Here is a 23,567-nt window from a genome sequence, read left to right as displayed (position 1 = left end):
GACGCCGCACCTGACGGCTAGATTGCAACCACGTCGCCACGCGACTCGACTTTGATACGCCAGCCGTTGTCTTCAATACCTGCCGCCGGACCGAATTGTGCTATCCCGATCATAGACCAGGAGTTCTTCAGCCGGCAACTACGACCTACGCGTAGCGATGGCGCCTCCGCCCCTGGGGATGGATGCATATCGTTAAAGCCTGAAACGATTTGCTTCACGATGGCGGGGACTGCGGCGGTCTGCCCAACCATGATCGCACAGATGAGGACGACGCAAATCACTCCGGCCCTGATCATCAAGCGGTGGTATAATCGACGATAGGATTGCTCCAGTTCATCTTCCGATGCACTCATGATCGCCTCCAGATAAGGCACATAGCCTTACTGCTTCCCGCTGGAGGTGGATGTGACGAGCGTCACATCTCGAGATAATTTTGTCTGATTGCCGATGCTCTTGTCCCGGCCTCGCCGCCCCTTGAACCAAAAGATGGCGTATCAGGCTACGCGTGGCTTCGAGGAAGCGCAGCGTACTCTTGGTCGTAGCTGGCGTAGGATTCCTTGAGCGTCGCCAGATTGAGCAGCATCGTCGCGACCAGCGCGTTCGAGCTATCGAAGACTTCAGTGCGCACCCACAGGCTCTCGGTGCGTTTACTGCCGGACATCGCGACGACCTTGCGGTCTATGCGGTAGTCTTCTCCAACGAACAGCGGACCGCAGAGCAACCGGATCTCCTGATCAGCGAACAGGCCAACTGCCGGCCCCTTGACCGGCAGACGATCCTTCTTGCTACCGTGCTGAAATAACACGCTGAGCATTTCCATCGGAATGATCGCGCGTCCCCATGGCGAGTTGCCTGCGCTCTCGGGCGCGTAATATGGCGACGGTTCGGTGATAACCTTGAGCTTCTGTTCAAGCGAGAATGGATAGAGCTCGCCCATGTTCTGATCGAAATCCATCCGAACCGTCTGTGATGCGGTGGTCATGCCAAGTTTGATGTCGCGCAGGATTACGGCATCACTCAGCGGCTTCAGCTCAGTGAGCCGGATATCCAGGGCGGAGGCCGGCGCGCCACTGCCGATCGACGCACTGCCGCGCAACACTTCGGTGCCATCACGCTTCACCATCCTGATCGTGCAATAATGCCCGCCATCGATCGGCTTTTCGACAATGGCCTGTACCTCCTCGCCCTCAAAGGCGGCAGCACGGTAATGCGCCGAGATACAGCCCGTCTCGAACCAGTCCTTGCCCCACAGTCGTTCGCAGAGCGGTGCAAACTGGCTGAAATGGGTCGGGCCCTCGATGGTCCCGCCCTTGAAGCCGAGCTTCTGCGCGGTGGCATCGTCATGGATGGATGCGTGAGAGTCGTAAGTCTGCGCATGGAGCATCTGTCGGGGCTGTCGCCACGGGCCGATCAGCGCATTTCCGCTGTCCTCAATCACCGTATCGAATGCTTTTGATATCATTGGAAACTCCTCCGGGAATGTGAGCCGTCGGTTCGTTGTGGCTACCACGTATCGACACAGGGACGCTTGCGGCCCTCGCGTTGCGGCGGTTTTGGCACTGATCGCAAGCCGGCCATCACCCAGCGCCGCGTCTCGGCGGGGTCGATGACGTTGTCGATCTCGAACACCGAGGCGATCGAGGTTGCCTTGCCGTTGGCATAGAGCTCAGCGACCTTGTTCTTGTAATAGGTCTCGCGCTCGACCGGATCGGCAATCGCCTCCATCTCTTTGCGGAAGCCGAGCCGGACGTAGCCTTCCAGGCCCATGCCACCGAATTCGCCGGTTGGCCATGCCGCCGTGAAGAACGAGGCGTGAAAACCGCCACCGATCATCGACTGCGCGCCGAGCCCATAGCCCTTGCGCAGTACGATGCCGAATAGCGGCACCGTGATGCTGGCACCGGTTACGAACATGCGTGCGACATGGCGCACGATCGCGGTCTTCTCGGCTTCCGGCCCGACCATAAAGCCCGGCGTGTCGCACAGCGATACGATCGGAATGTCGAATGCATCGCAGAGCTGCAGGAAGCGCGCGGCCTTGTCGCCGGCTGCAGCATCGATGGCGCCGCCGAGATGTTTCGGGTTGTTGGCGATGAGGCCAAACGGCTTACCCTCTATGCGGATGAAGGCCGTGATCATGCCGACACCGAAGTCACGGCGGATTTCCAATACAGAGTCCTCGTCAGCAATCAGATCGATCACAGCACGAATGTCATAGACGCGTAGCCGGTTCTCCGGAATTGCGCGACGCAGCAGCCGTTGATCGGGCGCGCGCCAGTCGGTGACGGCGCCCTGGAAATAGGACAGGTATTTTTGCGCAGCCGTCGTTGCTTCCTCTTCGTCCTCGACGAGGATATCGACGACGCCATTCGGCGACTGAAACGACACCGGACCGACTTCAGCGGGATGATAGACGCCGAGACCGCCGCCTTCGATCATCGCAGGACCGCCCATGCCGATCGAGGCGTTCTTCGTGGCGATGATAACGTCACAACAACCGAGCATCGCGGCGTTGCCCGCAAAGCAATAGCCGGACACAACACCGATGACGGGGACCAGCCCGGACAGCTTGGCGAATTGTACGAAGGACGGACCGTCCAATCCGGTCATGCCGAGCCGGTCGGTATCGCCAGGACGGCCGCCGCCGCCTTCGGCATAAAACACCAGCGGCATTTTCCACTGCTCGACCAGCGACAGCATGCGGTCGATCTTCTTGTGGTTCATATGGCCCTGGGTGCCCGCCAGCACGGTGTAATCATAGGAAATCACCATGCAGCGCGCTTCGTGATCGTCGAATTTCGCAGCATTGACCGTGGCTGTGCCGGCGACGAGGCCATCGGCCGGCGTGTTCTTGATGAGATCGTCGAGCGCGCGGCGCCGGCGCTGACCGGCAATGGCGAGGCTGCCATATTCCATGAAGGAGCCGTCATCGACGAGCTGCGCGATGTTCTCACGCGCAGTGCGCTGATTGGTCTTGCGGCGGCGCTCGACCGAGGATGGCCGGTTTTCATCCAGGGTGTTGCCTTGGCGAGCGATCAGTTCGGCAAGGTCGGGACGAATGTGATCGAGATCGACATCCGCTTCTTCCGCCGCTGCGTCGCCAGCGACGTCTTGCGGCTCGATATAAAGAATGGGCTCGCCCTGCATCAGCGTGACGCCGTCAGCCGCCGCGATACGAGTGACGCGGCCGCCCTGCTCCGCTGTGACCAGATGCTCCATCTTCATCGATTCGATGATGGCGAGCTGCTGGCCGGGACGCACAATGTCGCCTTCGGCCACCGGGATCGCCACAACGGTACCCTGCAGCGGCGCCGCGACCGGTACCGATCCTTCCGGCACTGGTGTCGCCATGCCGGCGGATGTGGCCGACTGCGCAGACTGACCGAGCGCGTCGAACAGCGGCTTTCCGGGGTTCTGCGCAGCGCCGACCAGCTCGGCAACATTGCGATCAATGAAACTGGTGCTGATGCGATTGGCCTGGAAATCGGCATTGGCGAGGATCGCCTGCATGAACGGAATATTGGTGGCGACACCTTCGATGCGGAATTCGCGCAGCGCCCGCGTGCCCTTTGCGATGACGTCCGGCCATTTCATCGGTGTGTGGACGATGACTTTGGCCAGTAGCGAGTCAAAAGCCGCGCTGGTCCTGTAACCGGCATAACCGAACGTATCGACACGCACACCCGGCCCCGATGGCGGCTCGAAAACCGCCAGCGTACCGCCAGTCGGCTTGGTCGCACCGGTGGCATCCATGGTTTCCATATTAATGCGGAGCTGCATGGCGAAGCCGCGCGGCTTCGGCACCGAGGCCTGATCGAGGCCGAGCGAGGCCAGCGTGGCACCGCCGGCGACCGCGAGTTGCGACTGCACCAGATCGACCGAGAGCACTTCCTCGGTCACGGTATGCTCGACCTGCAACCGCGGATTGGCTTCGATGAAGGCAAACGCGCCCTCGCCCTCGCCGGCCTCGCCATCGACCAGAAACTCGAACGTGCCGAGGCTGTCATACTTCGCCTCTACCGCGAGATACTTGGCGGCTTCAACGATGCGGTTGCGCAATTTGTCTGACAGCGAAGGACTCGGCGCGACCTCCACCAGCTTCTGATTACGGCGCTGGATGGTGCATTCACGCTCCCACAGCTGGCTGATATCCCCATGGCGATCGCCGATGATCTGCACTTCGATATGACGGGCATTGCGGATGAGGCGCTCGACATAGACGCCGTCGCTGCCGAAGGCCGCCTTGGCTTCTGACTGGCAGCGCGCATAGGCGTCGTCGAGATCCTCCGCGCGCTCGACCACGCGCATGCCGCGGCCGCCGCCGCCAGCCATGGCCTTGATCATCACGGCGGCATTGCTACCCAGCGATGTGAAAAACGCTTTCACCTCATCAAGCGTCGAGGGGCCCGTGGTGCCTGCGATGATCGGCACACCACAGCGCTTGGCGAGTTGCTTGGCAGCGACCTTGTCGCCGAACAGCTGCAGTGCCGCGGGTGACGGGCCGACAAAGGTGATGCCCTCTTCGGCGCAGCGGCGGGCCAGATCGGCGTTCTCGCTGAGAAAGCCGTAGCCCGGATGCAGCGCATCGCAGCCGGCGGCTTTCGCGGCACCAACCACGCCTTCGATGTCGAGATAAGCACGCGCACCACGGCCGGGGATTTCCGTGGACTCGTCGGCGATCCGTACATGCAGCGACAGCGCGTCATCGGCCGGATACATGGCGACGGTGGCAAGGCCGGCGTCCGCCGCGGCGCGCGCGATACGAATGGCGATCTCGCCGCGATTGGCGATCAGCAACTTGCGAAAGGGCATCAAATTCTCCGTGAACAACAGACGCGATCCGGGGCGGCATCATCCACACCGGGGGCCATGTAACGTTTCGATTTACTGCGGCGCGTTGGCGTCGAGTTCCTGCTTCTTCACCTTGCCGGTGGCAGTCATCGGCAACGCGTCGATGATGCGAACCTCCGGTACCTTGTAGACGGCCATCCGTTCGGCACACCACGCCTGCAGCTCGGCAGGCGTAATAGTACCGATCTCTTCCGGCTTGAGCTGGATGAAGGCAACGGGCACTTGCCCCTTGTTGGCATCGTCGCGGCCGACGACACCCGAGCCGAGCACCTTCGGATGTTGTCCGAGCAGCGCCTCAATCTCCGGCGGGAATACGCTCATGCCCTTGACCTTGAGCATCTCCTTGCGGCGGCCGAGGAAGTGCAGGAATCCCTGCGGATCGATGGTGCCGATGTCGCCGGTGCGCAGCCAGCCATCGACCAGTGACTCTTCCGTCGCCTGCGGCTTGTTCCAGTAACTCTTCAGCAACGATGGCGTGCGGACACGTATCTCGCCCTCTCCCCCGAGCGGCACCAGTTCACCGGTTTCGAAATCTGTGATTTTGAACTCGGCTCCGGGCACCGGAAGGCCAACAAAGATCGGCTGCGATAGCAGATCGAAATCATCATCCTGGAAACCGGCCGTCAGGGTGTTGGATGTATGGGTTTCGGTCATTCCCCACGACGCTTCGGTCAGGATCGTGCCGGTGAGATCCTTCCAGCGCTTGCGATAGGCCGGATTGAGCTTCTTCACAAAGGATACGACGCGCACCTGGCTGAGCGACGAGAGGTCGAATTCCTTGAAGCGCGGGTGATCCATCAGCTCGACGGCGCCATCAACCGGCATTGCAGTGACATTGACCTTATAGTGATCGATCGCCGACAGTGCCCCGATCGCATCCCAGCGGGCCAGCAGGACAAGCGTTGCGCCCGTAAACATCGGAAAGATCAGGCCGAAATTCTCGCCGGCAATCCAGAACTCCGGGAAGAACGACAGAAAGACGCTGTCTTCATTGGCGACGACGGAGATGCCGTGATTGGCGGCGGCCGTATAGACCATATCGCGCTGGGTGTGCACGCAGCCTTTGGGCATGCCGGTGGTGCCACCGGTGTAATTCAGCGCAGCAATATCATCGAGCCCGGCGGGCGGCAGCGGCTTTGGCGCGGGCAGCGCAGCCAGCGCCGGTAACAGATCGGTCGCACCGGGGATAGCAATGCGCGGAGCGCTGATCGATTCTGGAACCGGAATGGTCGGCTTTGCCGGAAGCACATCCGCAAAACTGGTGACGATCACCTCCCGCAGCTTTGATTCGCCCCGCACCTGATCGACCACCGGCGCCAGCTGATCCAGCGCTACGATGACCTCGGTGTCGGTGTCGTTCAGCTCGTAGGACAATTCGAACGCGCGCGACAGCGGGCTGACGGGGACGTGAATCGCGCCAAGCTTGAGGATGCCGAAGAATACGATATGGAATTGCGGGCAGTTCGGCAGGAACACCGCGACACGGTCACCCTTGCGGACGCCCTTCTCCATCAGCAGCGCCGCGAAGCGATCACTCTGCGCGTCGAGTTCGGCATAGGTGGTGATATGACCATAGAAGATCACCGCAGGCTTCTCTGGATTACGCTTCGCCCAGACACGCAAATATTCGGTCAGCGCCACCTCGCCATGCAGATATTGCGGCTTGTTCGGCGTGCCCTTCGGCCAGGCCTTAGCCCACAGCTCGTGCAGCTTGGCGAGATATTCGGTTTCGGCCTTAATTTCCTGGGCGTTTGCGGTCATTACCGTCTTCCTTGTTCTTATTTCTTGGTCAGTTGCGTTTCATGGTCGGATCGAGCGCGACGCGCAGCGATTCACCCAGCGTGTTGAAAGCCAGTGCGGTGAACAGGATCGCGAGGCCGGGCGGATACATCTGCTCCGGCGCGATCTCCATATTCTGATAGGCCCGCGCCAGCATCCCGCCCCAGCTTGGATCCGGCGGCTGGATACCCAGGCCGAGGAAGCTAAGGCTCGCTTCGGCGAGCAACGCTGCCGCGAGCAGCAGCGTCACCTGCACGATCACAGGCTGAATCGCATTCGGCAGCACATGGCGCCATAGAATGCGTTTGGTGGAACCGCCAAAGCAGCGGGCAGCATCGACATAGAGTTCGTTGCGCACCACGAGCGTGCGGGCGCGCACCAATCGTGCCAGCTGCGGCGCGAACACGATGCCGACCGAGATCATGCCATTGGTCAAACCGATGCCGAGCGCGCCGGTGACAGCGATCGCCAGCACGATGGCCGGAAATGACAGGAAGCTGTCAATGATGCGGCTGATCACGGCATCGACCCAGCCGCCGAGATAGCCGGCGAGGATGCCGACCGGCACGCCAATCAGAACGGCGATCGTGACCGCGAGGAAACTCGCATAGAGCGACGCCATGCCCCCATAGATCAGGCGGCTGAGCGTATCGCGACCGAGATCGTCAGCACCAAGCCAATGTTGAGTCGACATGGTCGCCAGCGCCGCGTCGAGATCCTGTGCTGCCGGCGCATATGGCGAGATCCACGGGCCGAGGACCGAGATCACGAACAACGCGACGAGGAAAGTCAGGCTGAACGCGCCGCGTAGATCACTGACGAACCAGCGTACAAAACCCGAGAAACGTCCCGGCCGACGTTCGGGCGCCATCACAGCATCGGTCATGACGAGATCCTCGGATCGAGGACGCTATAGAGAATGTCCGTGAGCAGATTGAGCGTGACCACGATCAGGACCATGGTGAACACCACGCCCTGCACCACCGGGAAATCGCGGTTCATCGCGCCGTTGACGATCAGGCCGCCCATGCCGGGGATCGCGAATACCGCCTCGACCACCACAGTCGCCGCCAACATGCGGTTCGCCAGCAGGCTGACCACGGTGAGCAGATTGACGCTGACATTCTTCAAACCGTGCCGCCACAGGATCGATGACGGCGGCAAGCCCTTGGCATGCAATGTGCGGACCTGCTGCGACGACAGGATCTCGACCAGCGAGGACCGCAATTGCCGCGCGACCTCGGCAATACCGCCCGATGCAAGTGCCACGGCTGGCAGAATGGCATGGCTGAGCGAGGCCCAAGGGTCTTTCATCAGCGACACCGCGCCGGTGGCCGGCAACCAATTCAGCTGCAGCGAGAAGAACGCCACCAGCAGCATTCCCAGCCAGAAGTTCGGCACGGCGACACCAAGTGAGGCGATAGCCATGACGAAACCGTCGATCCACGAGCCGGGCTTGGTTGCGGCAGCAATGCCCAGGGGAATGCCGACAAGCATGGCCGTTAACAAAGCGAGCACAACGATCAGCAGCGTATGCGGCAAGCAGCGCTGGATCGAGGTCAACACCGCTTCATTGGAAATCAGCGAGTTGGAGAGATCGCCATGCGCCGCTTTCCAGAGCCACGAGCCGTATTGCAGGAAGAACGGCTGGTTCAGGCCGTAAAGCTCGCGGATTTCGGCGATCCGCTGATCAGACGCATTGTCGCCGGCAAGCGTCACCGCCACATCGCCCGGTACCAGCTTGAGCAGGCCGAACACGATGAAGGTCGACAGCACCACCACCGGAATCGACTGCAGCAGGCGACGACCGATGATGCGGAGACGTCCAGAATTAGACATGCGTTCATCACACCAGTTGAGCGCGCCGCGATGATCGCGGCGCCAGTTGTTGTGTCGGAGACTTAACCGAGCGATATGTTTCCGAATTTCGGCTTGCCGAGCAGATTGGGCTTGAAGCCCTTCACCTTGGCAGACAGCGCATCGAGTTCGAACTGGAACGCGAGCGGTGCCGACAGGGCATTCTCCACCGTGAACTTCTGGATCTTGGCGAACACTTCGGCGCGCTTCGTGAGATCCTCGCTGACGCGGCTCTCCTGGATCAGCTTGGAGAGCTCGGGATCCGCGGTACGGCCGGCATTGTAGTAAGCGCCTTTGTCGAAGCCGAGCGCATAGGTCATGCTCGGATCCGGACGACCGGTCCAGGCCGACACCAGCAGATCGAACTTCTTCTCGGTGGCGAAGAATTGCGCGCTGATTTCAGCGATGGTGCCGCGGGTGAATTTGAGGCGGATGCCAGCCTTGCCAAGCTGATCCTGAATCACCTCGCCACGCCGCACCGAATCCTGGTCCGTGTAACCGCCGATGGTCAATTCGAGGCCATCCTTGTAGCCGGCTTCGGCGAGCAACTGCTTCGCCTTTTCCGGATTGTTCGGATACATCCCGGCGACGTCCTTGTTGAACGCCCAGTGCGAACTCGGCAGCGTCATACGCGCCGGCTCGCCCAGCCCATTCAGCGCCGCCTTGACGAAGGCATCGCGGTCGAGCGCGAAATTGATCGCCTGACGAACCTTGATGTTATCGAGCGGCGAACGCGCATAGTTCAAATAGAGCTGGATGCAGTACAACGTCGGTGACGTCACCGTCTCCAGATTCTTGGCGCGCTCGATCACCGGCTTCAGACGCGCGGGCAACTGGAAAGCCATGTCGTTCTGGCCGGCGACCACCGAGCGCAGGGCCGTGGCGTTTTCCGGGATGATGTTGAACTCGATGCCATCGAGATAAGGCCGACCCTGGCGCCAGTACTGGTCATGACGCGCTACGACGATGATCTCGTTGTCGTTCCAGCGCACGAACTTCCATGGTCCCGCGCCCACTGGCTTGCGATCGGTCTCGTTGCCGAGCGCCTTGATGTTCGTCGGAGACACCATCATTCCTGCACGGTCCGACAGGATCGCCGGCAGCGCCGTGTCGGGATTCTTCAGCTTCAGCGTGACCTGGAGCGGACCGGTCACCTCAACCGCTTCGACGCTGGAGAGATCAGGCTTCACATTGGAGCGCTGGTCGGTGCGATTGCGTTCGAGATTGAACTTGACGGCCTCAGCATCCATCGGTGTGCCGTCGTGGAATTTGATGCCGGTGGCGATATCGAGCACCATGGTCTTCGCATCCGGGAACGCCCATTTCGCCATGCCCGGCTTCGGCTTCAGCGTCTCATAGTCCCACTCCACCAGCGTGTCATACATGGTCCACAGAATGCTGTGGTCGGAGCCGGCGCCGCCGGTGGCCGGATCGAGCGACGATGGATTGGCGGGCGCGGCGACTTTCAGCACGCCACCCTTCTTGGCATCCTGCGCCCAGGCCGGCAGGCCCAGCGCGCCGGTCACGGCGGCGCCGCCCATCAAAGCCAGAATGTCACGACGACGCAGCACGCGCTTGCCCAAATCGATTGTGGTCATTTGAAATTCCTCCCGATGATTATGATGCGCGTTGCGCTTTTTGATTGTCTGGTGGTGGTCCATTCGCCGTCGCGAAATGGCAGGCGACACGGTGGCCCGGCTTGACGTCACGCCAGGCCGGCACTTCTTTGGCGCAACGCGGCTGCACCGACGGGCAGCGCGTGCGGAATCGGCAGCCTGACGGCGGCTCCACCGGGCTCGGGATCTCGCCTTCGAGAATGATGCGGCGATCGACACGCAGATGTGATGGCAGCGGCACCGGCTCGGCCGACAGCAGCGCGCGCGTATAAGGATGCAGCGGGTGCTCGACCACGTCCTCGGCCGGACCAAGCTCCATCAGCTTGCCGAGATAGGTGACGGCGATGCGGTCGGAGATGTGCGAGACCACCGAGATATCGTGGGTGATGAACACATAGGTCAGGCCGAATTCGCGCTGCAAATCCGCAAAGAGATTGAGCACGTCGCCGCGAATGGAGACGTCGAGTGCCGCAACCACTTCATCGCAGACAATAACTTTTGGCCGTAGCGTCAGCACGCGCGCGATATTGACGCGCTGCTTCTGGCCACCCGATAGTTGGTGCGGATAGCGGTCGGCGGCTTCCGCAGCGAGCCCGACGCGTTCCAGCACCTCGATGCCGCGGCGGCGGCGCGACGCGTGATCACCCTGGCCCATAATCTCCAGCGGCTCGACCACGCTATCGATGATGGTCATGCGGGGATTGAGCGCGGCATTCGGATCCTGGAAGATGATCTGATAGTCGCGGCGATGCTTGCGGAACGCGCCGGTCCCAAGCGTCACAGGATCGGTGCCGTCATGCAGGATCTGGCCATGAGTTGGCGGCAGTAGCGACACCAGCGCGCGGCCGAGCGTGGTCTTGCCGGAACCCGATTCGCCGATGATGCCGAAGGTCTCGCCAGAGCGAACCTCGAAGTCCATGCCGTCGATGGCCTTCACCGTGTCGCGGCCATCGCGGGTCGGAAACAGAATGCGCAAGTTACGCACCGCGAGAATGCCGCGATCGCTGTTATGGTTCTGCGCGGAAGACATCAATTCACCGCTCCCGGCAGCACGAGCTCGGGGGCACGCCAGCAGCGCGCAGTACGTCCGCTTTCGATCTCGATCATCGGCTGGCTCTGCTCGCAGCCCGCCACGGCATGCGTGCAACGTGATCGGAAACAGCAGCCGGCCGGCATCGCACTCGGCGACGGCACACGACCGGGGATCGAGGCCAACACGCCGCGGCGCCTGCTGAGGCCAGGCAGCGAGCGCAGCAGCCCTGACGTGTAAGGATGCCGTGGCCGCGTCAGCACATCATCCACCGGCGCGTCCTCGACGACTTCACCGGCATACATCGTGATCATGCGGGTGCAGGTTTCGGCGACGACGCCGAGATCATGGGTGATGAAAATCAGCGCTGTCCCGGTGCGCTCGCTCAACGAACGCAAGAGGTCTGTGATCTGCGCCTGCACCGTGACATCGAGCGCGGTGGTCGGCTCGTCGGCGACCAGCAGCTTCGGCTTGCAGATCAACGCCATCGCGATCATCACGCGCTGGCGCATGCCACCGGACAGCTGATGCGGATATTCGTCGCAGCGGCGTTCCGGCGCGGGGATGCCAACCTCACGCAGCGCCGCGATGGCGCGTTCGCGCCCTTCCAGACGGCTGACCGGAAAATGGATGCGATAGGCTTCGCTGATCTGATCACCGACGGTGAAGACCGGATCGAGCGCGCTCATCGGCTCCTGAAAAATCATTGCGATCTCACGGCCGCGCACGGCGCGCATTCGCCGCGGCGACAGCGTGGCCAGATTGGTCCCATTGAACAGGATATCGCCCTGAATGCGCGCTGACTGCGGCGGCAACAGCCGCAGCAGCGACAGACCAGTGACGGTCTTGCCGCATCCGCTTTCGCCGACCAGACCGACGCGCTCGCCCGGCGCGATGGTGAAATTTACATTCCGGGTGATCGGCAATGCGCCGCGCGCCGTCGTGAATGACAGCGAGAGATCGCGCACTTCGAGCAAAGGCGGCTGCGGCGAAACGCCCGCGTCGGGCATTCCAGCAACGCGCGTTGCCGTGGGAGCGGAGATGTCGATCGCACCTGTCATCGCGCTTCGCCAGCCAGAACACGACCAATGACGCCGCGCATCATCCACTGCTGCAGCGGTTGCCGGTGCTTCACTTGCACATACGGATGAAAGCCGCAGACCCGTGTCTGTTGGGGTGTTCTCAGTCGGACATGCGCCGACGCGAACAGAGCCGCCATGTTCACCTCCCTTGCCATCCCTGTTCTGCAGATCTTGCATCGGGACGTTCCATCGCGGTCCGGCTTGTGCCGGTATGTATTGAAGCGACAGTAACCCAATGAAGGAGCATCAACTGTCAATTGTCAACAATTGACTTCTGCGGTAGACAGGATCGTATGACGCTGCAAGCGTGCATCGACAGGAGGCGGCCATGGCAGCGGCACTTCGCAAGCCGTTCAATGATAACGAGCACGACGTCGAACGGAGATTTGCGCCGCGCACGATCCCCGACCAGGTTGCGGAGGAACTCGGTGCCGAAATCGTCTCCGGCCGTCGCAAAGCGGGCGAGCGTCTTGTTGAACTCGACCTGGCGCGCGATTTCGGCGTCAGCCGTGGACCAATCCGTGAAGCGATCCGCATTCTCGAGCGCCGGCGCCTGGTCGACATCTTTCCGCGGCGCGGCGCCTATATCAGGCCGCTGTCACTCAAGTCGGTAGCCGACCTATTTAATGTCCGTACTGCACTGTCGATGCTGGCAGTGCGCACCATGGCGGCCACGCCGGTCGAAAGCTTCATCGACACATTGGCGCGCCGCTGCGACGAGTTGAGAGCCGGAGTCGAGATCGATGATCCGATGGCTTTCGCACGCACCACGACGCGGGCAGTCAAGACCATTGCACGCGGCTCGGGCAACGAACTGCTCGTCGAATTGCTCACCGACCTTGCCAACCAAACCGTATGGGAAACCATATGGAAGACACCGCTGGACTATCAGACCCGCGACATTCGCGGGCTCAGCGCCGACCTGATGGCGTCGACATTGAAGGCGATCCGGCAGCGCAAGCCGAATGCCGCTGTCACACATCTCGGTCAGCTTCTGGAAAGTGATCGCGACCGCGCCTTGTCCACCCTATCGCGCATTCGCGGAGAGACATTCGACCTGAGTGCGCTAACACATAGCGATGGGCACAATATTATGCCGGCGGACATTGCGCCCGCCCCGCGCGAGTGAAATGCGGACGGACGGCAGGCTCAGACGGTAGCGCCTCGCAATTCATCAACGCAAAACGTAACAGGCAATCGGAGAAGGGCTGGTGCTCGCCGTCAAGCCGAAGGCGCCGCTTTCGCCGGAGATCGTCGCCGCGGCCAGGTATTTGCGATATCACGAGAGACCGAAGCCGACGCAGATCGAAGAGCTGCGCAGGGAGCTCCGTACTGTCGTCGAGGTGTTCGGCAAGATGCATTCCACCCTGCGTCGCAGGCAACCGGGTGACGATCAGATCGCTGCCGACTGCACAACTGGAAACGATAAGCCGACAATGATGAAGGCCGCCTGACAGCCCAATCCACTGCTCTTGCTGCTCCACTGAACCCGAGCCGCGCTATCTGCGACTAATCAGTATGCCACATGCCCTGACACGCGCCTGGACGAGATTGATGGACTGGATCGAGAATGCCGTCCACTTCGCGGACTGGCTGACGGACGACCCATCCCCGACCAACAAATTTCTGGAAGAGCCACCAATTAAGGAACGAGCCACACCGGACAAACGCTCGACACGCTAGCGCGCGACGTCACACGGATTTCAGTTGACCGAGACCGATCGCCGGCCGCGGGAGCCGCGCCAGCTTGCTGGCGCATAGGGCAGCGCCGTGTATGCCGATGAGCGCCTCACCGGTGCGGCGCCACGCGACACGCGGTTCTTCGGCGCAAACATCCATCCGATCAGGCCAAGCGTCGTTTTGCACGCCGTCGCGGGCGTCGACGCTGCAATCGATGTCGCCTTCAATCCAAATTGTCTGGGCATTCAAACCTCCATCCCGGAATTCCGATTACGCCAAAAGGGCGTTCCGAATCCCAGCCGAGATTGAATTTATACACCGCGAATCTTGTGGCGCACTTGCGCTGCATCAAGTCACCAATCAGTGCAGAACGGCGTGCACCATCTGCTCATCAAACGGCCGTGCGGCCATCTGCGCACGCAGCTCGGCCAGTTCGGTCTCGAGCTGCTGGTTGACGAGAATGAGCGCAGCAACGGTGCCGCGGGTGTCGCCGTGGCAGGCGGCGATGAGATCGTCGACTTCTGCGTCCAGCTTGGTCATTGAAAAAATCTCCTGCCGCGCTTTCGGTTGCCTTCAATAATCGGCTAAGCGTTGCGTCAATATTAAACGATACCGGAGTCCTCGGCGTCGTCGCCAACGTGCATGAGTACCGGTTAAGAGCGCCTTTCCGGGCTCAAAGAATCCACAAGCGACTTTCTGCAATCGGTTTAAGCGACCCGTTTCAATCACCGCGCTGCAACCGCGCGTTGATCGCAAAATCACCTGTTTCTGATTAGTCATAGCCCGCCGAACCGGCTACCGCCGTCAGGCCGATCACGATGAAAATTCAAGGACATGCCAATGATGAACGATGGTCGCCCGTTCGGGCTTTATATCAATGGCCGGTTTCAGCCAGCCTCGACCGGCCGCACCATCAAGATCGAGAACCCGAAGGACTGCAGCCATCTGGCCGATGTCGCCGAGGGGGACGAAAAGGATATCGATCTGGCCATCGACGCCGCCGAACGCGCCGGCAAAATCTGGGCGGCGACACCGGGCGCGGTCCGCGGCGACATCATGCACCGGGCTGGCGAACTTCTGGCCAAAAAGCTCCCCGAACTGGTGACCATCGAGGTCGACCAGATCGGCCGCGCCCGCCGCGAAATGACCGCCCAGCTAGGCCGGCTGCCGGAATGGTTTCGCTATTTCGGCGCTCTGGCGCGCACTCATGAGGACACCGTGCCGCCGTTCGGCGGCAACTTCCTGAATTATACCCGCCGGGTCCCGCTCGGCGTCGTCGGCCATGTGACGCCATGGAATCATCCGCTCCTGATCCTCACCAAGAAGATCGCGCCGTCGATGGCGGCCGGCAATACGATGGTGGTGAAGCCCAGCGAACTGGCGCCGATTACACCGCTGCTGCTCGGCGACATCTTCAAGGAAGCCGGCGTGCCCGACGGCGTCTATAATGTCGTGCCCGGCTATGGTGCGACCGCCGGCAAGGCGCTGACCACCAGCAAGCGCATCAAGAAGATCGACCTCACCGGCGGCACCGAGACCGGCAAGATGGTGGCATCACTGGCGGGCGCGAACCTCACCAAGGTCGCGGCCGAACTTGGCGGCAAGGCAGCGGTCATCCTGTTCGACGATACGCCGATCGAGCGCGGCGTCGCAGCCGCGCTGTTCGCGTCCTTCATCGCAACCGGCCAGACCTGTGTGCAGGGTGCTCGGCTACTGGTGCAGCGTTCGGTGCATGACGCCGTCGTCGCAGAGCTGGTGCGCCGAACCAATATGATCCGCATCGGCGATCCGCAGGACATGGCGACGCAGATGGGCCCGCTGGTCTCGGCGAAGCAGCGCGAGCTGACCGAACGCTACGTCAAGATCGGACTCGAGGAAGGCGCGACGCTTGCCGCCGGCGGCAAACGTCCGGACGGCAAGGCCTTCGAAAGCGGCTATTATCATCAACCGACCATCTTCACCGGCGTGACCGGCAATATGCGAATCGCGCAGGAAGAGATCTTCGGGCCGGTGGTCGTCGTCATTCCGTTCGATACCGAAGAGGAAGCGATCGCGCTGTCCAACGGCACCGAATTTGGTTTGGCCACCTCGATCTGGACTCGTGACGTCACCCGCGCCCACCGTGTGGCGCATCGGCTGGAGAGTGGCATCGTCTGGATCAACGACCACCACCGCATCGATCCCTGCTCGCCCTGGGGCGGCTTCAAGATGAGCGGCATCGGCCGCGAGAACGGCATTGTCGCCTATGAGGAATATACCCAGATCCAGAACGTGATCGTCAATCTCTCGGACGAGCCGTTCGACTGGTATGCCGATGATGGGCACGAGAAGCGGTATAGCTGAGACGAACGTCGTTTCATTAGACAGGCAAGGCGCCCCTCCACTCGGTCGTCATACGCGGGCTTGACCCGCATATCCATCCTCGCCCAACGCTCGAACATGCGGCCTGAAGTTGGATTGCCGGGTCAAGCCCGGCAATGACGTGAGGAGGGGTGCGAGCGCATCACCATCGATTCTAGCTTTCTAAAGCCAACGCTAACCGAACCCCGCCACCGCATGCGGCACATAGGGCGCTTCGAGCGAGGCGATCTCCTCACTCGTCAGCTTCAACGACAGCGCCGCCACAGCATCCGTCAGATGCGCCGGCTTCGATGCACCGATGATCGGTGACGTGATGCCTTTTTTCTGCAGCAGCCAGGCCATCGCGACCTGCGCCTGCGGAACGCCGCGCGCCTTGGCGACGGCAGCAACCTGCTCGACGATCTTGCGATCGGACTCCTCGGACTGCACATAGAGCGTTTTGCCGAATTCATCGGTATTTTGACGCTCGCTGGTCTCGTCCCAGGCCCGCGTCAGGCGCCCGCGCGCCAGCGGGCTCCACGGCATGACCGCGATCTTCTGGTCGGCGCAGAGCGGCAGCATCTCGCGCTCTTCCTCGCGGTTCAGCAGATTGACATGGTTCTGCATGCTGACAAATTCAGTCCAGCCGTTCAGCCGCGACGTATACAGCGCCTTGGAGAATTGCCACGCATACATGCTGGACGCACCGATATAGCGAACCTTGCCGGCTTTCACGAGGTCGTGCAGCGCCTCCAGCGTCTCCTCGATGGGCGTGTTCTTGTCGAGACGATGGATCTGATAGAGATCGATATAATCGGTGCCGAGCCGGCGCAGGCTGTGATCGACCTCGGTCATGATCGCCTTGCGCGACAGGCCTGCCCCGTTCGGTCCCGGCCGCATCCGGTTGAAGACCTTGGTCGCCAGCACCACATCGTCACGGCGCGTGAAGTCCTTCAGCGCGCGACCGACGATCTCTTCCGAGGTGCCATCCGAATAGACATTCGCCGTGTCGAAGAAATTGATGCCGAGCTCAATCGCCTGCTTGATCAGCGGCCGGCTCTTGTCCTCGTCCAGCGTCCATGCATGCGCGCCGCGATCGGAGACGCCATAGGTCATGCAGCCCAGACACAGACGCGAGACGTCCAGGCCGGTGTTTCCAAATTTCACGTAATCCACTGCGTTTCTCCCTTGTTGTTCTATTTGCGTTTCACGAATTCGGCGAAGGCATCGGCATAATCGGGATGCCAGCGCGACAGCGCCGGTCGATTTTCCACGACGTCGCCGATGGCCCACAACATGCGGCGTTCGTCGAGTGCGCGCGGCACGTCGTTGTCCGGGCACAGGATATAGAAGTCGCCGGCGTCGAGCCGTTGCATCATGAAGTCCACGGTCTGCTCGGCTGTCCACGCTGCATCCGGCTTCTCGCTGCGCCCGCCAGCCGCGAGCGGCGTGAAGACAAAGCCGGGGATCAGCAGATGTGCGGAGACCTGACATCCCTCGGTGTTGCGCAGCTCGTGCGCCAGCGCTTCGGTATAGGCTTTCACACCGGCCTTGGAGACATTGTAGGCGGGATTGCCGGGCGGCGTTGTGATGCCCTGCTTGGAGCCCGTATTGATGATCAGGCCCGGCCGCTTGCGCGCGACCATGTCCACAGCGAAGGCCTGACAACCATTGACGATGCCCCACAGATTGACGCCGAGCAGCCGCTCCCAATTCTCGCGCGGACCGAGCGCCGAGGTCGGCACCTGAATGCCGGCATTGTTCATCAGCACATCGCAGCCGCCGAAACGGGCCTGCACATCGACCGCGAGTCTGGTCATCACGCCGACGTCACTGACATCGACCGCGGCGGTCATGACATCGTCACGCTCACCGCGCGCCGCACCGGCGATCTTGCCAGCCGCCTCAGCCAAACGATCCTCGCCAAGATCCACGATGCAGATGCGCATTCCCAGTCGCGCAAACGCCGTCGCTGCGGCCAAGCCGATGCCAGACGCACCTCCAGTAACGACGGCAACAGAACCTGCGGACAGAGCGGGATGGGACATGATGTTCTCCAGAACTGGGAGGTTTGCGCAAATGCGTATAGCATCAACGCGCGTCTTGGCATCTCACAACAGCGCTAACGCATGGACAGGCGTCCGTTCGCGCATGGCTACGACTTCTTCCCGTGAAACACCTCGTTCACGGTCTTGATCGCGCCGGTGTCCGACGCGGCATAGCCAGGCAGCTTGACCAGCACGTCATGAAACTCTGCGCTGCGCAGCAATGCGAGGATATGCTTCATCGGCTCCTGGTCGAGCAGCGTCTCGCGGCAAACGAAATAATAATCCTCGGTCAGCAACCGCACGAAATCCAGCCCGAATTGCCGCGCCGCAGCCTCGACGCCGAAGGCGACGTCGGCCATGTCGCTAGCGACATAAGCGGCGACGGCCGCATGGGTGAACTCCACCTGCTGATAACCGTTGATCTGCTCGGGATCGATCTTGTGTTGACGAAGCAGCTGATCGAACAGCAATCCCGTGCCGGAATCCTGATCGCGGTTGACGAAGCGGATCGCGGGATTGATTAGCGCTTCCATGGAGGTGATGCGCAGCGGATTACCCGGCTTCACCATCAGCCCCATTTCGCGGGTCGCGAAACCGACAACGCGATGGACGCGGTTGTCGACCCACTCCTTGCAGGCATTGACGCTGCGCTTGCGCAATTCGCCGCGCGGCAGATGCACGCCGGCGAGATCGCAGGTGTTATGCGCCAGCGACACCAGCGAGGTCTGGTTGCTGACATAGCGCAGATCGATGCCCGTGCCCGCCGTGGTGTTCAGCATCTCGCGCAATTTCGACACGGCAAAACCGTGACTGGCATGAACGCGGATGACCGCAGGATGGTTGGGCAGCAGCTCCTTGAGTTCGGTCGCCAGTTCCTGCGCCAGATTGTCGAGCTGCGGTCCGAGCCGCGCTTCCAGCCGTTCGCCGGCCCAGACCAGTTTCTCGCCAAATGCCGTCAGCTTGGTGCCCTTGCCCTTGCTCCGCTCGACCACCGGCACGCCGAAGAAGGCCGACCAGTCATTCACCAGGCTCCACGCATGGCGGTAGGACAGCTGGTTGCGGCTGGCCGCGAGCGTCAGCTTGCCGGTTTCGTTGATGTCCTTGAGAAAGCCGAGCATCACCGATGTCGGCTGGCGCGAACCCGGCTTGCGGAATCGCCAGATGGTTTCGATATCGATGCGCATCGTGCTTCCTATCGCCCTGCCACCTATGTTCGCGATTGCATATGTGCCGCCGCGCCGTGACTCACGTTCTCATATTTACTGTCGATGCCCCTCCTGATCCGATCGTCGAAACATCGGGAGGTATACACTATGCCAGAGATCTCACATGCCGATCTTGCCATTTCTGCATCGTCGAAACTGACGCGCAAACGTCTCCTCATCGACGGCCAGCAGGTCGAGCCGTTGTCCGGCCGATATTTCGATGTCCTCAATCCCGCGACGGGCGAGATCATCGCCGTTGTCGCCCAAGCCGACAGCGGCGATATCGACCGTGCGGTCCGCGCGGCGCGCAAGGCGCTTGAGGGTCCGTGGGGCCGCATGCGCGCGGCCGATCGCGGTCTCGTGCTGCAGCGTTTCGCACAACTGCTGGAAGATCACGCGCAGGAACTGATCGCGCTGGAAAGTCTCGATACCGGCAAGCCGCTCGCCGCCGTGCAGCGCCAGGACCTGCCTGCCGCCATCGACACGCTGCGCTACTATGCGGGCTGGGCCGACAAGATCAACGGACAGGTGATCCCGGCGCGCCATGACGCACTGACCTATACGGTGCGTGAGCCGATCGGCGTCGTCGGCGCCATCGTGCCATGGAATTTCCCGCTGATGATCGGGATGTGGAAGATCGCACCGGCGCTGGCCTGTGGCTGCACCGTCGTGCTGAAGCCGGCCGAGATCACGCCGCTTTCGGCACTGCGGATTGGCGAACTGGCACTGGACGCCGGCCTGCCGTCGGGCACGCTGAATATCGTGCCGGGATTTGGCAAGACCGCCGGCCGTGCCATGGTCGATCACCCCGACATTGACAAGATCACCTTCACGGGATCGCCGACCGTCGGCCGCGAAATCCTCGCTGGCGCCGCCGGCAATCTGAAACGCGTCACGCTCGAACTCGGGGGCAAATCGGCCAATGTGATCTTCGACGACGCGGACCTGGATTCCGCTACCAAGGCGGCCGCTTCCGGCATCTTCTTCAATTCCGGCCAGGTCTGCTCGGCCGGTTCGCGCATTCTCGCGCATGCGTCGGTCTATGACGAGGTCGTGGAGCGCATGACGACCCGCGCCAAGGCCATCCGCGTCGGCGATCCCGCGCTGTCCGGTACGACAATGGGACCTATCGTCTCCGAACTGCAGATGAAGCGGGTGCTGGAATATGTCGATATCGGCACCAAGGAAGGCGCGACTGTGACGACCGGCGGCACCCGGATCGGCGACCGCGGCTATTTCGTCGCGCCTACGGTATTCGCCAACGTCGACCACGAAATGCGCGTCTCGCAGGAGGAGATCTTCGGCCCGGTCGTCAGCATTATCAGGTTCTTCGACGAGGCCGATGCCATCAGCAAGGCCAATGGCACCAAATACAGCCTTGCCGCCGGAGTCTGGAGCTCGGATATTGGCCGTGTGCAGCGCTTCGCCAAACAGGTGAAGGCCGGCACGGTCTGGATCAACACCTATGGCTATACGGATGTCCGGCTCCCCTGGGGCGGCTCGCGCGATTCCGGCTTTGGCCGCGAGCATGGCGATGCCGCGCTGGAGAACTTTACCGAGCCCAAGGCCGTCTGGATGAATCTCAACGTCTGAGGGGCGTAGTGCGTCGCGCAATTGGTTGTTGATCGTTATATTCTTATGGATATAACGATTGCCGGTCAATTGCGTGTGAGTCCTTCTTCATGAACCGTCACCGGCGTTCTGCCGTCGCCCTGCGTCATGTCGCTTTCGAGGACCTGGGCCTGCTGTCGTCGGTACTGGATCGTGAGGGATGGGACGTCTCGTTCTGCGATGCCGCCATCGACGATGTGTCGCACCGCTCCATCGTGGATGCCGATCTGCTCGTCGTCCTCGGCGGACCCATCGGGGTTTATGAGGCCGACGCCTATCCGTTCCTGACGCGCGAGATCGCCCTGCTGGAACGGCGTCTCGCGCAGGAGCGCCCGACGCTCGGCATCTGCCTTGGCGCACAATTGATGGCCCGCGCACTCGGCGCCCACGTCTATGCCGGCGACATCAAGGAGATCGGCTGGGGCCAGGTATCCCCGACCAAGCAGGGCGCAGCCTCATGCCTTGCACCACTGGCGGAGGATGGCGCCAGCGTTCTGCATTGGCATGGCGACACATTCGATCTGCCGGAGGGTGCCATCCGTCTGGCCTCGAACGATGCCTATGACAATCAGGCCTTTGCCTATGGTCGCCATGCACTGGCGCTGCAGTTCCATCTCGAAGCCGATCCACGGCAGCTCGAGGAATGGTATGTCGGTCACGCGGTCGAACTGGCCGCCGCCGGCATTCCCATCGCGCAACTGCGTTCAAGCACCGCTGCCGTCGCCAACCGACTGCCAGCCCAGGCCGATCGCATTTTCACGCGCTGGATCCACGAGATCAGTTGAACGATTCCAAGCATCAATTCACGATCATGAATTGGTCGCGAAGACCTCCCATGCAAGTCGTTTCGGGTTCCCCGCCTTTACCCGTTTCGTGAAAACGATATATTCCGCGCGCTACAACGACACTTCAATCAAACGTCCGGGAGGATCACATTATGGGCTTGATGCAGCCAATCTCTGCCACCGCGCACCCCTACGCGAACGGCTCCTACAAGCAGATGCTGATCGACGGCAAATGGCAGGACGCCCAATCCGGCAAGAAGTTCGAAACGCATAATCCAGCCACCGGCGAACTGCTTGCCACCGTTGCCGAAGGCGACGCTGGGGATATCGACCTTGCGGTCGCCGCCGCCCGCCGCGCCTTCGAAGGCCCATGGAGCAAGGCCAAGCCTTACGAGCGCCAGGCGCTGCTGCTGAAATTCGCCGAGCTTGTCGAGAAGCATTTCGATGAACTCGCTCTGCTCGATACGCTCGATATGGGCGCGCCTGTCATGCGCACTTTCGCCGGCAAGCAGCGCATCCTCGGCATGCTCCGCTTCTATGCCGGTCAGGCCACGCTGATCTACGGCGAGACCATCGAAAACTCACTGCCGGGCGAAATCTTCTCCTACACGCTGAAGGAGCCCGTCGGCGTCGTCGGCGCGATCATTCCGTGGAACTCGCCGCTGTCGGCCAGCATCTGGAAGATCGGCCCTGCCATCGCCACCGGCTGCACCATTGTGCTGAAGCCGGCGGAAGAAGCCCCGCTGACCTCGCTACGCCTCGGAGAGCTCGCATTGGAAGCCGGCTTCCCGGCTGGCGTCATCAACGTCGTGCCGGGCTATGGCGAAACCGCCGGCGCCGCGCTGGCCTCGCATATGGACGTCAACAAGGTCGCCTTCACCGGTTCCCACTTCACCGGCCAGTCGATCATCCGCGCCTCGGCCGGCAACCTCAAGCGTGTCTCGCTCGAACTCGGCGGCAAGTCGCCGAACATCGTGTTCTCCGACGCCGACCTCGATGCCGCCGTTCCAGGCGCCGCAATGGCGGTGTTCGCCAATTCCGGCCAGATCTGCAGCGCCGGCACCCGCCTGTTCGTCGAAAAGAGGATCTATGACGAATTCGTCGGCCGCGTCGCCGAATTCGCCAAGAAGCTGAAGGTCGGCAACGGCGTCGATCCCTGCATCCAGCTCGGGCCGCTGGTCTCCAAGGAGCAACTCGACCGCGTCACCGGCTATCTCACGACCGGAAGCGGCGAAGGCGCCAAGGCGCTGTCCGGCGGTGGCCGCCTGATGGACGGCGAATTGTCGAAGGGCTTCTTCGTGCAGCCGACCGTGTTCGCCAACGTCCAGGACAACATGAAGATCGCGCAGGAAGAGATCTTCGGGCCGGTGATTTCGGCGATCTCCTTCACCGACATGGACGAACTGGTGCAGCGCGCCAACAACACCACCTTCGGCCTCGGCAGCGGCGTCTGGACCAGGGATGTCAGCAAGGCGCATCGCCTCGCGAAGTCCCTGCAGGCCGGCTCGGTCTGGATCAACTGCTATCAGGCGATGGATCCTGCCGTGCCGTTTGGCGGCTACAAGATGAGTGGCTACGGACGCGAGTCCGGCGTCCACCACGTCGACGAATATCTCAACATCAAGGCGGTCTGGATCAACACCTGATCGCCGCTGTCCTCGAAAGAGAGAAGGCGCCGAGCAA

General features: G+C 61.7%; 21 protein-coding genes. 6 read left to right on the top strand and 15 right to left on the bottom strand.

What is annotated here, in order from left to right; all coding sequences use genetic code 11:
- Window positions 1-17: 17 nt before the first annotated feature.
- From HP556_RS19430 to HP556_RS19385, 10 genes are all read right to left on the bottom strand, one after another.
- Window positions 18-353, bottom strand: a complete 336-nt coding sequence (locus HP556_RS19430; protein ID WP_175368192.1) for a hypothetical protein — start codon at window positions 351-353, stop codon at window positions 18-20.
- Window positions 354-499: 146 nt separating this feature from the next.
- Window positions 500-1,462 carry a hypothetical protein gene (locus HP556_RS19425; protein ID WP_175368191.1) on the bottom strand — a complete coding sequence of 321 codons (963 nt, stop codon included), beginning with the start codon at window positions 1,460-1,462 and terminating at the stop codon, window positions 500-502.
- A gap of 41 nt (window positions 1,463-1,503) precedes the next feature.
- On the bottom strand, window positions 1,504-4,812 hold the full coding sequence (locus tag HP556_RS19420) for a carboxyl transferase domain-containing protein (protein ID WP_175368190.1): 3,309 nt from the start codon (window positions 4,810-4,812) through the stop codon (window positions 1,504-1,506).
- A gap of 72 nt (window positions 4,813-4,884) precedes the next feature.
- Window positions 4,885-6,612 (bottom strand): AMP-binding protein, encoded by a 1,728-nt coding sequence (locus tag HP556_RS19415; protein WP_175368189.1) that lies wholly within the window; start codon window positions 6,610-6,612, stop codon window positions 4,885-4,887.
- A 28-nt stretch (window positions 6,613-6,640) separates the two neighbouring features.
- Window positions 6,641-7,516 (bottom strand): ABC transporter permease, encoded by an 876-nt coding sequence (locus HP556_RS19410; RefSeq protein WP_175368188.1) that lies wholly within the window; start codon window positions 7,514-7,516, stop codon window positions 6,641-6,643.
- On the bottom strand, window positions 7,513-8,469 hold the full coding sequence (locus tag HP556_RS19405) for an ABC transporter permease (protein ID WP_116662736.1): 957 nt from the start codon (window positions 8,467-8,469) through the stop codon (window positions 7,513-7,515). Before HP556_RS19405 ends, HP556_RS19410 begins: the two co-directional genes overlap by 4 nt.
- Window positions 8,470-8,531: 62 nt before the next feature.
- The gene (locus HP556_RS19400; RefSeq protein ID WP_116662737.1) at window positions 8,532-10,085 is read right to left on the bottom strand and encodes an ABC transporter substrate-binding protein; all 1,554 of its coding nucleotides are present in this window, start codon (window positions 10,083-10,085) and stop codon (window positions 8,532-8,534) included.
- A 19-nt stretch (window positions 10,086-10,104) separates the two neighbouring features.
- Window positions 10,105-11,133 (bottom strand): ABC transporter ATP-binding protein, encoded by a 1,029-nt coding sequence (locus tag HP556_RS19395; protein WP_175368187.1) that lies wholly within the window; start codon window positions 11,131-11,133, stop codon window positions 10,105-10,107.
- Entirely contained in the window at window positions 11,133-12,194 is a 1,062-nt protein-coding gene (locus tag HP556_RS19390; RefSeq protein ID WP_175368186.1) for an ABC transporter ATP-binding protein, read from the bottom strand. The genes HP556_RS19395 and HP556_RS19390 overlap by 1 nt, the downstream gene beginning before the upstream one ends.
- The gene (locus tag HP556_RS19385; protein WP_175368185.1) at window positions 12,191-12,352 is read right to left on the bottom strand and encodes a hypothetical protein; all 162 of its coding nucleotides are present in this window, start codon (window positions 12,350-12,352) and stop codon (window positions 12,191-12,193) included. Before HP556_RS19385 ends, HP556_RS19390 begins: the two co-directional genes overlap by 4 nt.
- A 191-nt stretch (window positions 12,353-12,543) precedes the next feature.
- Here HP556_RS19385 and HP556_RS19380 point away from each other — a divergent pair, with 191 nt between their 5' ends.
- Together HP556_RS19380 and HP556_RS19375 are read left to right on the top strand one after the other, a co-directional pair.
- On the top strand, window positions 12,544-13,344 hold the full coding sequence (locus tag HP556_RS19380; RefSeq protein WP_175368184.1) for a GntR family transcriptional regulator: 801 nt from the start codon (window positions 12,544-12,546) through the stop codon (window positions 13,342-13,344).
- A gap of 82 nt (window positions 13,345-13,426) precedes the next feature.
- Window positions 13,427-13,669: a hypothetical protein gene (locus HP556_RS19375; protein ID WP_175368183.1), complete on the top strand. Its 243-nt coding sequence runs from the start codon at window positions 13,427-13,429 to the stop codon at window positions 13,667-13,669.
- A gap of 249 nt (window positions 13,670-13,918) precedes the next feature.
- On the opposite strand, the gene HP556_RS19370 is transcribed toward HP556_RS19375, so the two are convergent.
- A complete protein-coding gene (locus HP556_RS19370; protein ID WP_139285954.1) occupies window positions 13,919-14,140 on the bottom strand; it encodes a hypothetical protein in 222 nt (73 codons plus the stop codon).
- Between the two features lie 115 nt (window positions 14,141-14,255).
- Complete coding sequence (locus tag HP556_RS19365) at window positions 14,256-14,435, bottom strand: hypothetical protein (protein WP_093761044.1); 180 nt, start codon at window positions 14,433-14,435, stop codon at window positions 14,256-14,258.
- A gap of 300 nt (window positions 14,436-14,735) precedes the next feature.
- Here HP556_RS19365 and HP556_RS19360 point away from each other — a divergent pair, with 300 nt between their 5' ends.
- Window positions 14,736-16,238 (top strand): aldehyde dehydrogenase, encoded by a 1,503-nt coding sequence (locus HP556_RS19360; protein WP_175368182.1) that lies wholly within the window; start codon window positions 14,736-14,738, stop codon window positions 16,236-16,238.
- A gap of 192 nt (window positions 16,239-16,430) precedes the next feature.
- Here HP556_RS19360 and HP556_RS19355 read toward each other — a convergent pair whose 3' ends face one another.
- The 3 genes from HP556_RS19355 to HP556_RS19345 all read right to left on the bottom strand — a co-directional run bounded on the left by HP556_RS19355 (window position 16,431) and on the right by HP556_RS19345 (window position 19,467).
- Entirely contained in the window at window positions 16,431-17,411 is a 981-nt protein-coding gene (locus HP556_RS19355; RefSeq protein WP_093761048.1) for an aldo/keto reductase, read from the bottom strand.
- A 20-nt stretch (window positions 17,412-17,431) separates the two neighbouring features.
- Entirely contained in the window at window positions 17,432-18,283 is an 852-nt protein-coding gene (locus tag HP556_RS19350) for an SDR family NAD(P)-dependent oxidoreductase (protein WP_175368181.1), read from the bottom strand.
- 107 nt (window positions 18,284-18,390) lie between these two features.
- Window positions 18,391-19,467 carry a substrate-binding domain-containing protein gene (locus tag HP556_RS19345; protein WP_068737365.1) on the bottom strand — a complete coding sequence of 359 codons (1,077 nt, stop codon included), beginning with the start codon at window positions 19,465-19,467 and terminating at the stop codon, window positions 18,391-18,393.
- Window positions 19,468-19,596: 129 nt separating this feature from the next.
- Here HP556_RS19345 and HP556_RS19340 point away from each other — a divergent pair, with 129 nt between their 5' ends.
- The 3 genes from HP556_RS19340 to HP556_RS19330 all read left to right on the top strand — a co-directional run bounded on the left by HP556_RS19340 (window position 19,597) and on the right by HP556_RS19330 (window position 23,530).
- On the top strand, window positions 19,597-21,081 hold the full coding sequence (locus tag HP556_RS19340) for an aldehyde dehydrogenase family protein (protein WP_175368180.1): 1,485 nt from the start codon (window positions 19,597-19,599) through the stop codon (window positions 21,079-21,081).
- 89 nt (window positions 21,082-21,170) lie between these two features.
- Window positions 21,171-21,884 carry a glutamine amidotransferase gene (locus HP556_RS19335; RefSeq protein WP_175368179.1) on the top strand — a complete coding sequence of 238 codons (714 nt, stop codon included), beginning with the start codon at window positions 21,171-21,173 and terminating at the stop codon, window positions 21,882-21,884.
- 152 nt (window positions 21,885-22,036) lie between these two features.
- Window positions 22,037-23,530, top strand: coding sequence for an aldehyde dehydrogenase family protein (locus HP556_RS19330; RefSeq protein WP_175368178.1), 1,494 nt, complete (start codon window positions 22,037-22,039; stop codon window positions 23,528-23,530).
- Window positions 23,531-23,567: the final 37 nt, after the last annotated feature.

Source organism: Tardiphaga robiniae (assembly GCF_013359755.1).
GTDB classification, from domain to species: domain Bacteria; phylum Pseudomonadota; class Alphaproteobacteria; order Rhizobiales; family Xanthobacteraceae; genus Tardiphaga; species Tardiphaga robiniae.
This window is presented reverse-complemented; position numbering and strand designations above follow the sequence as displayed.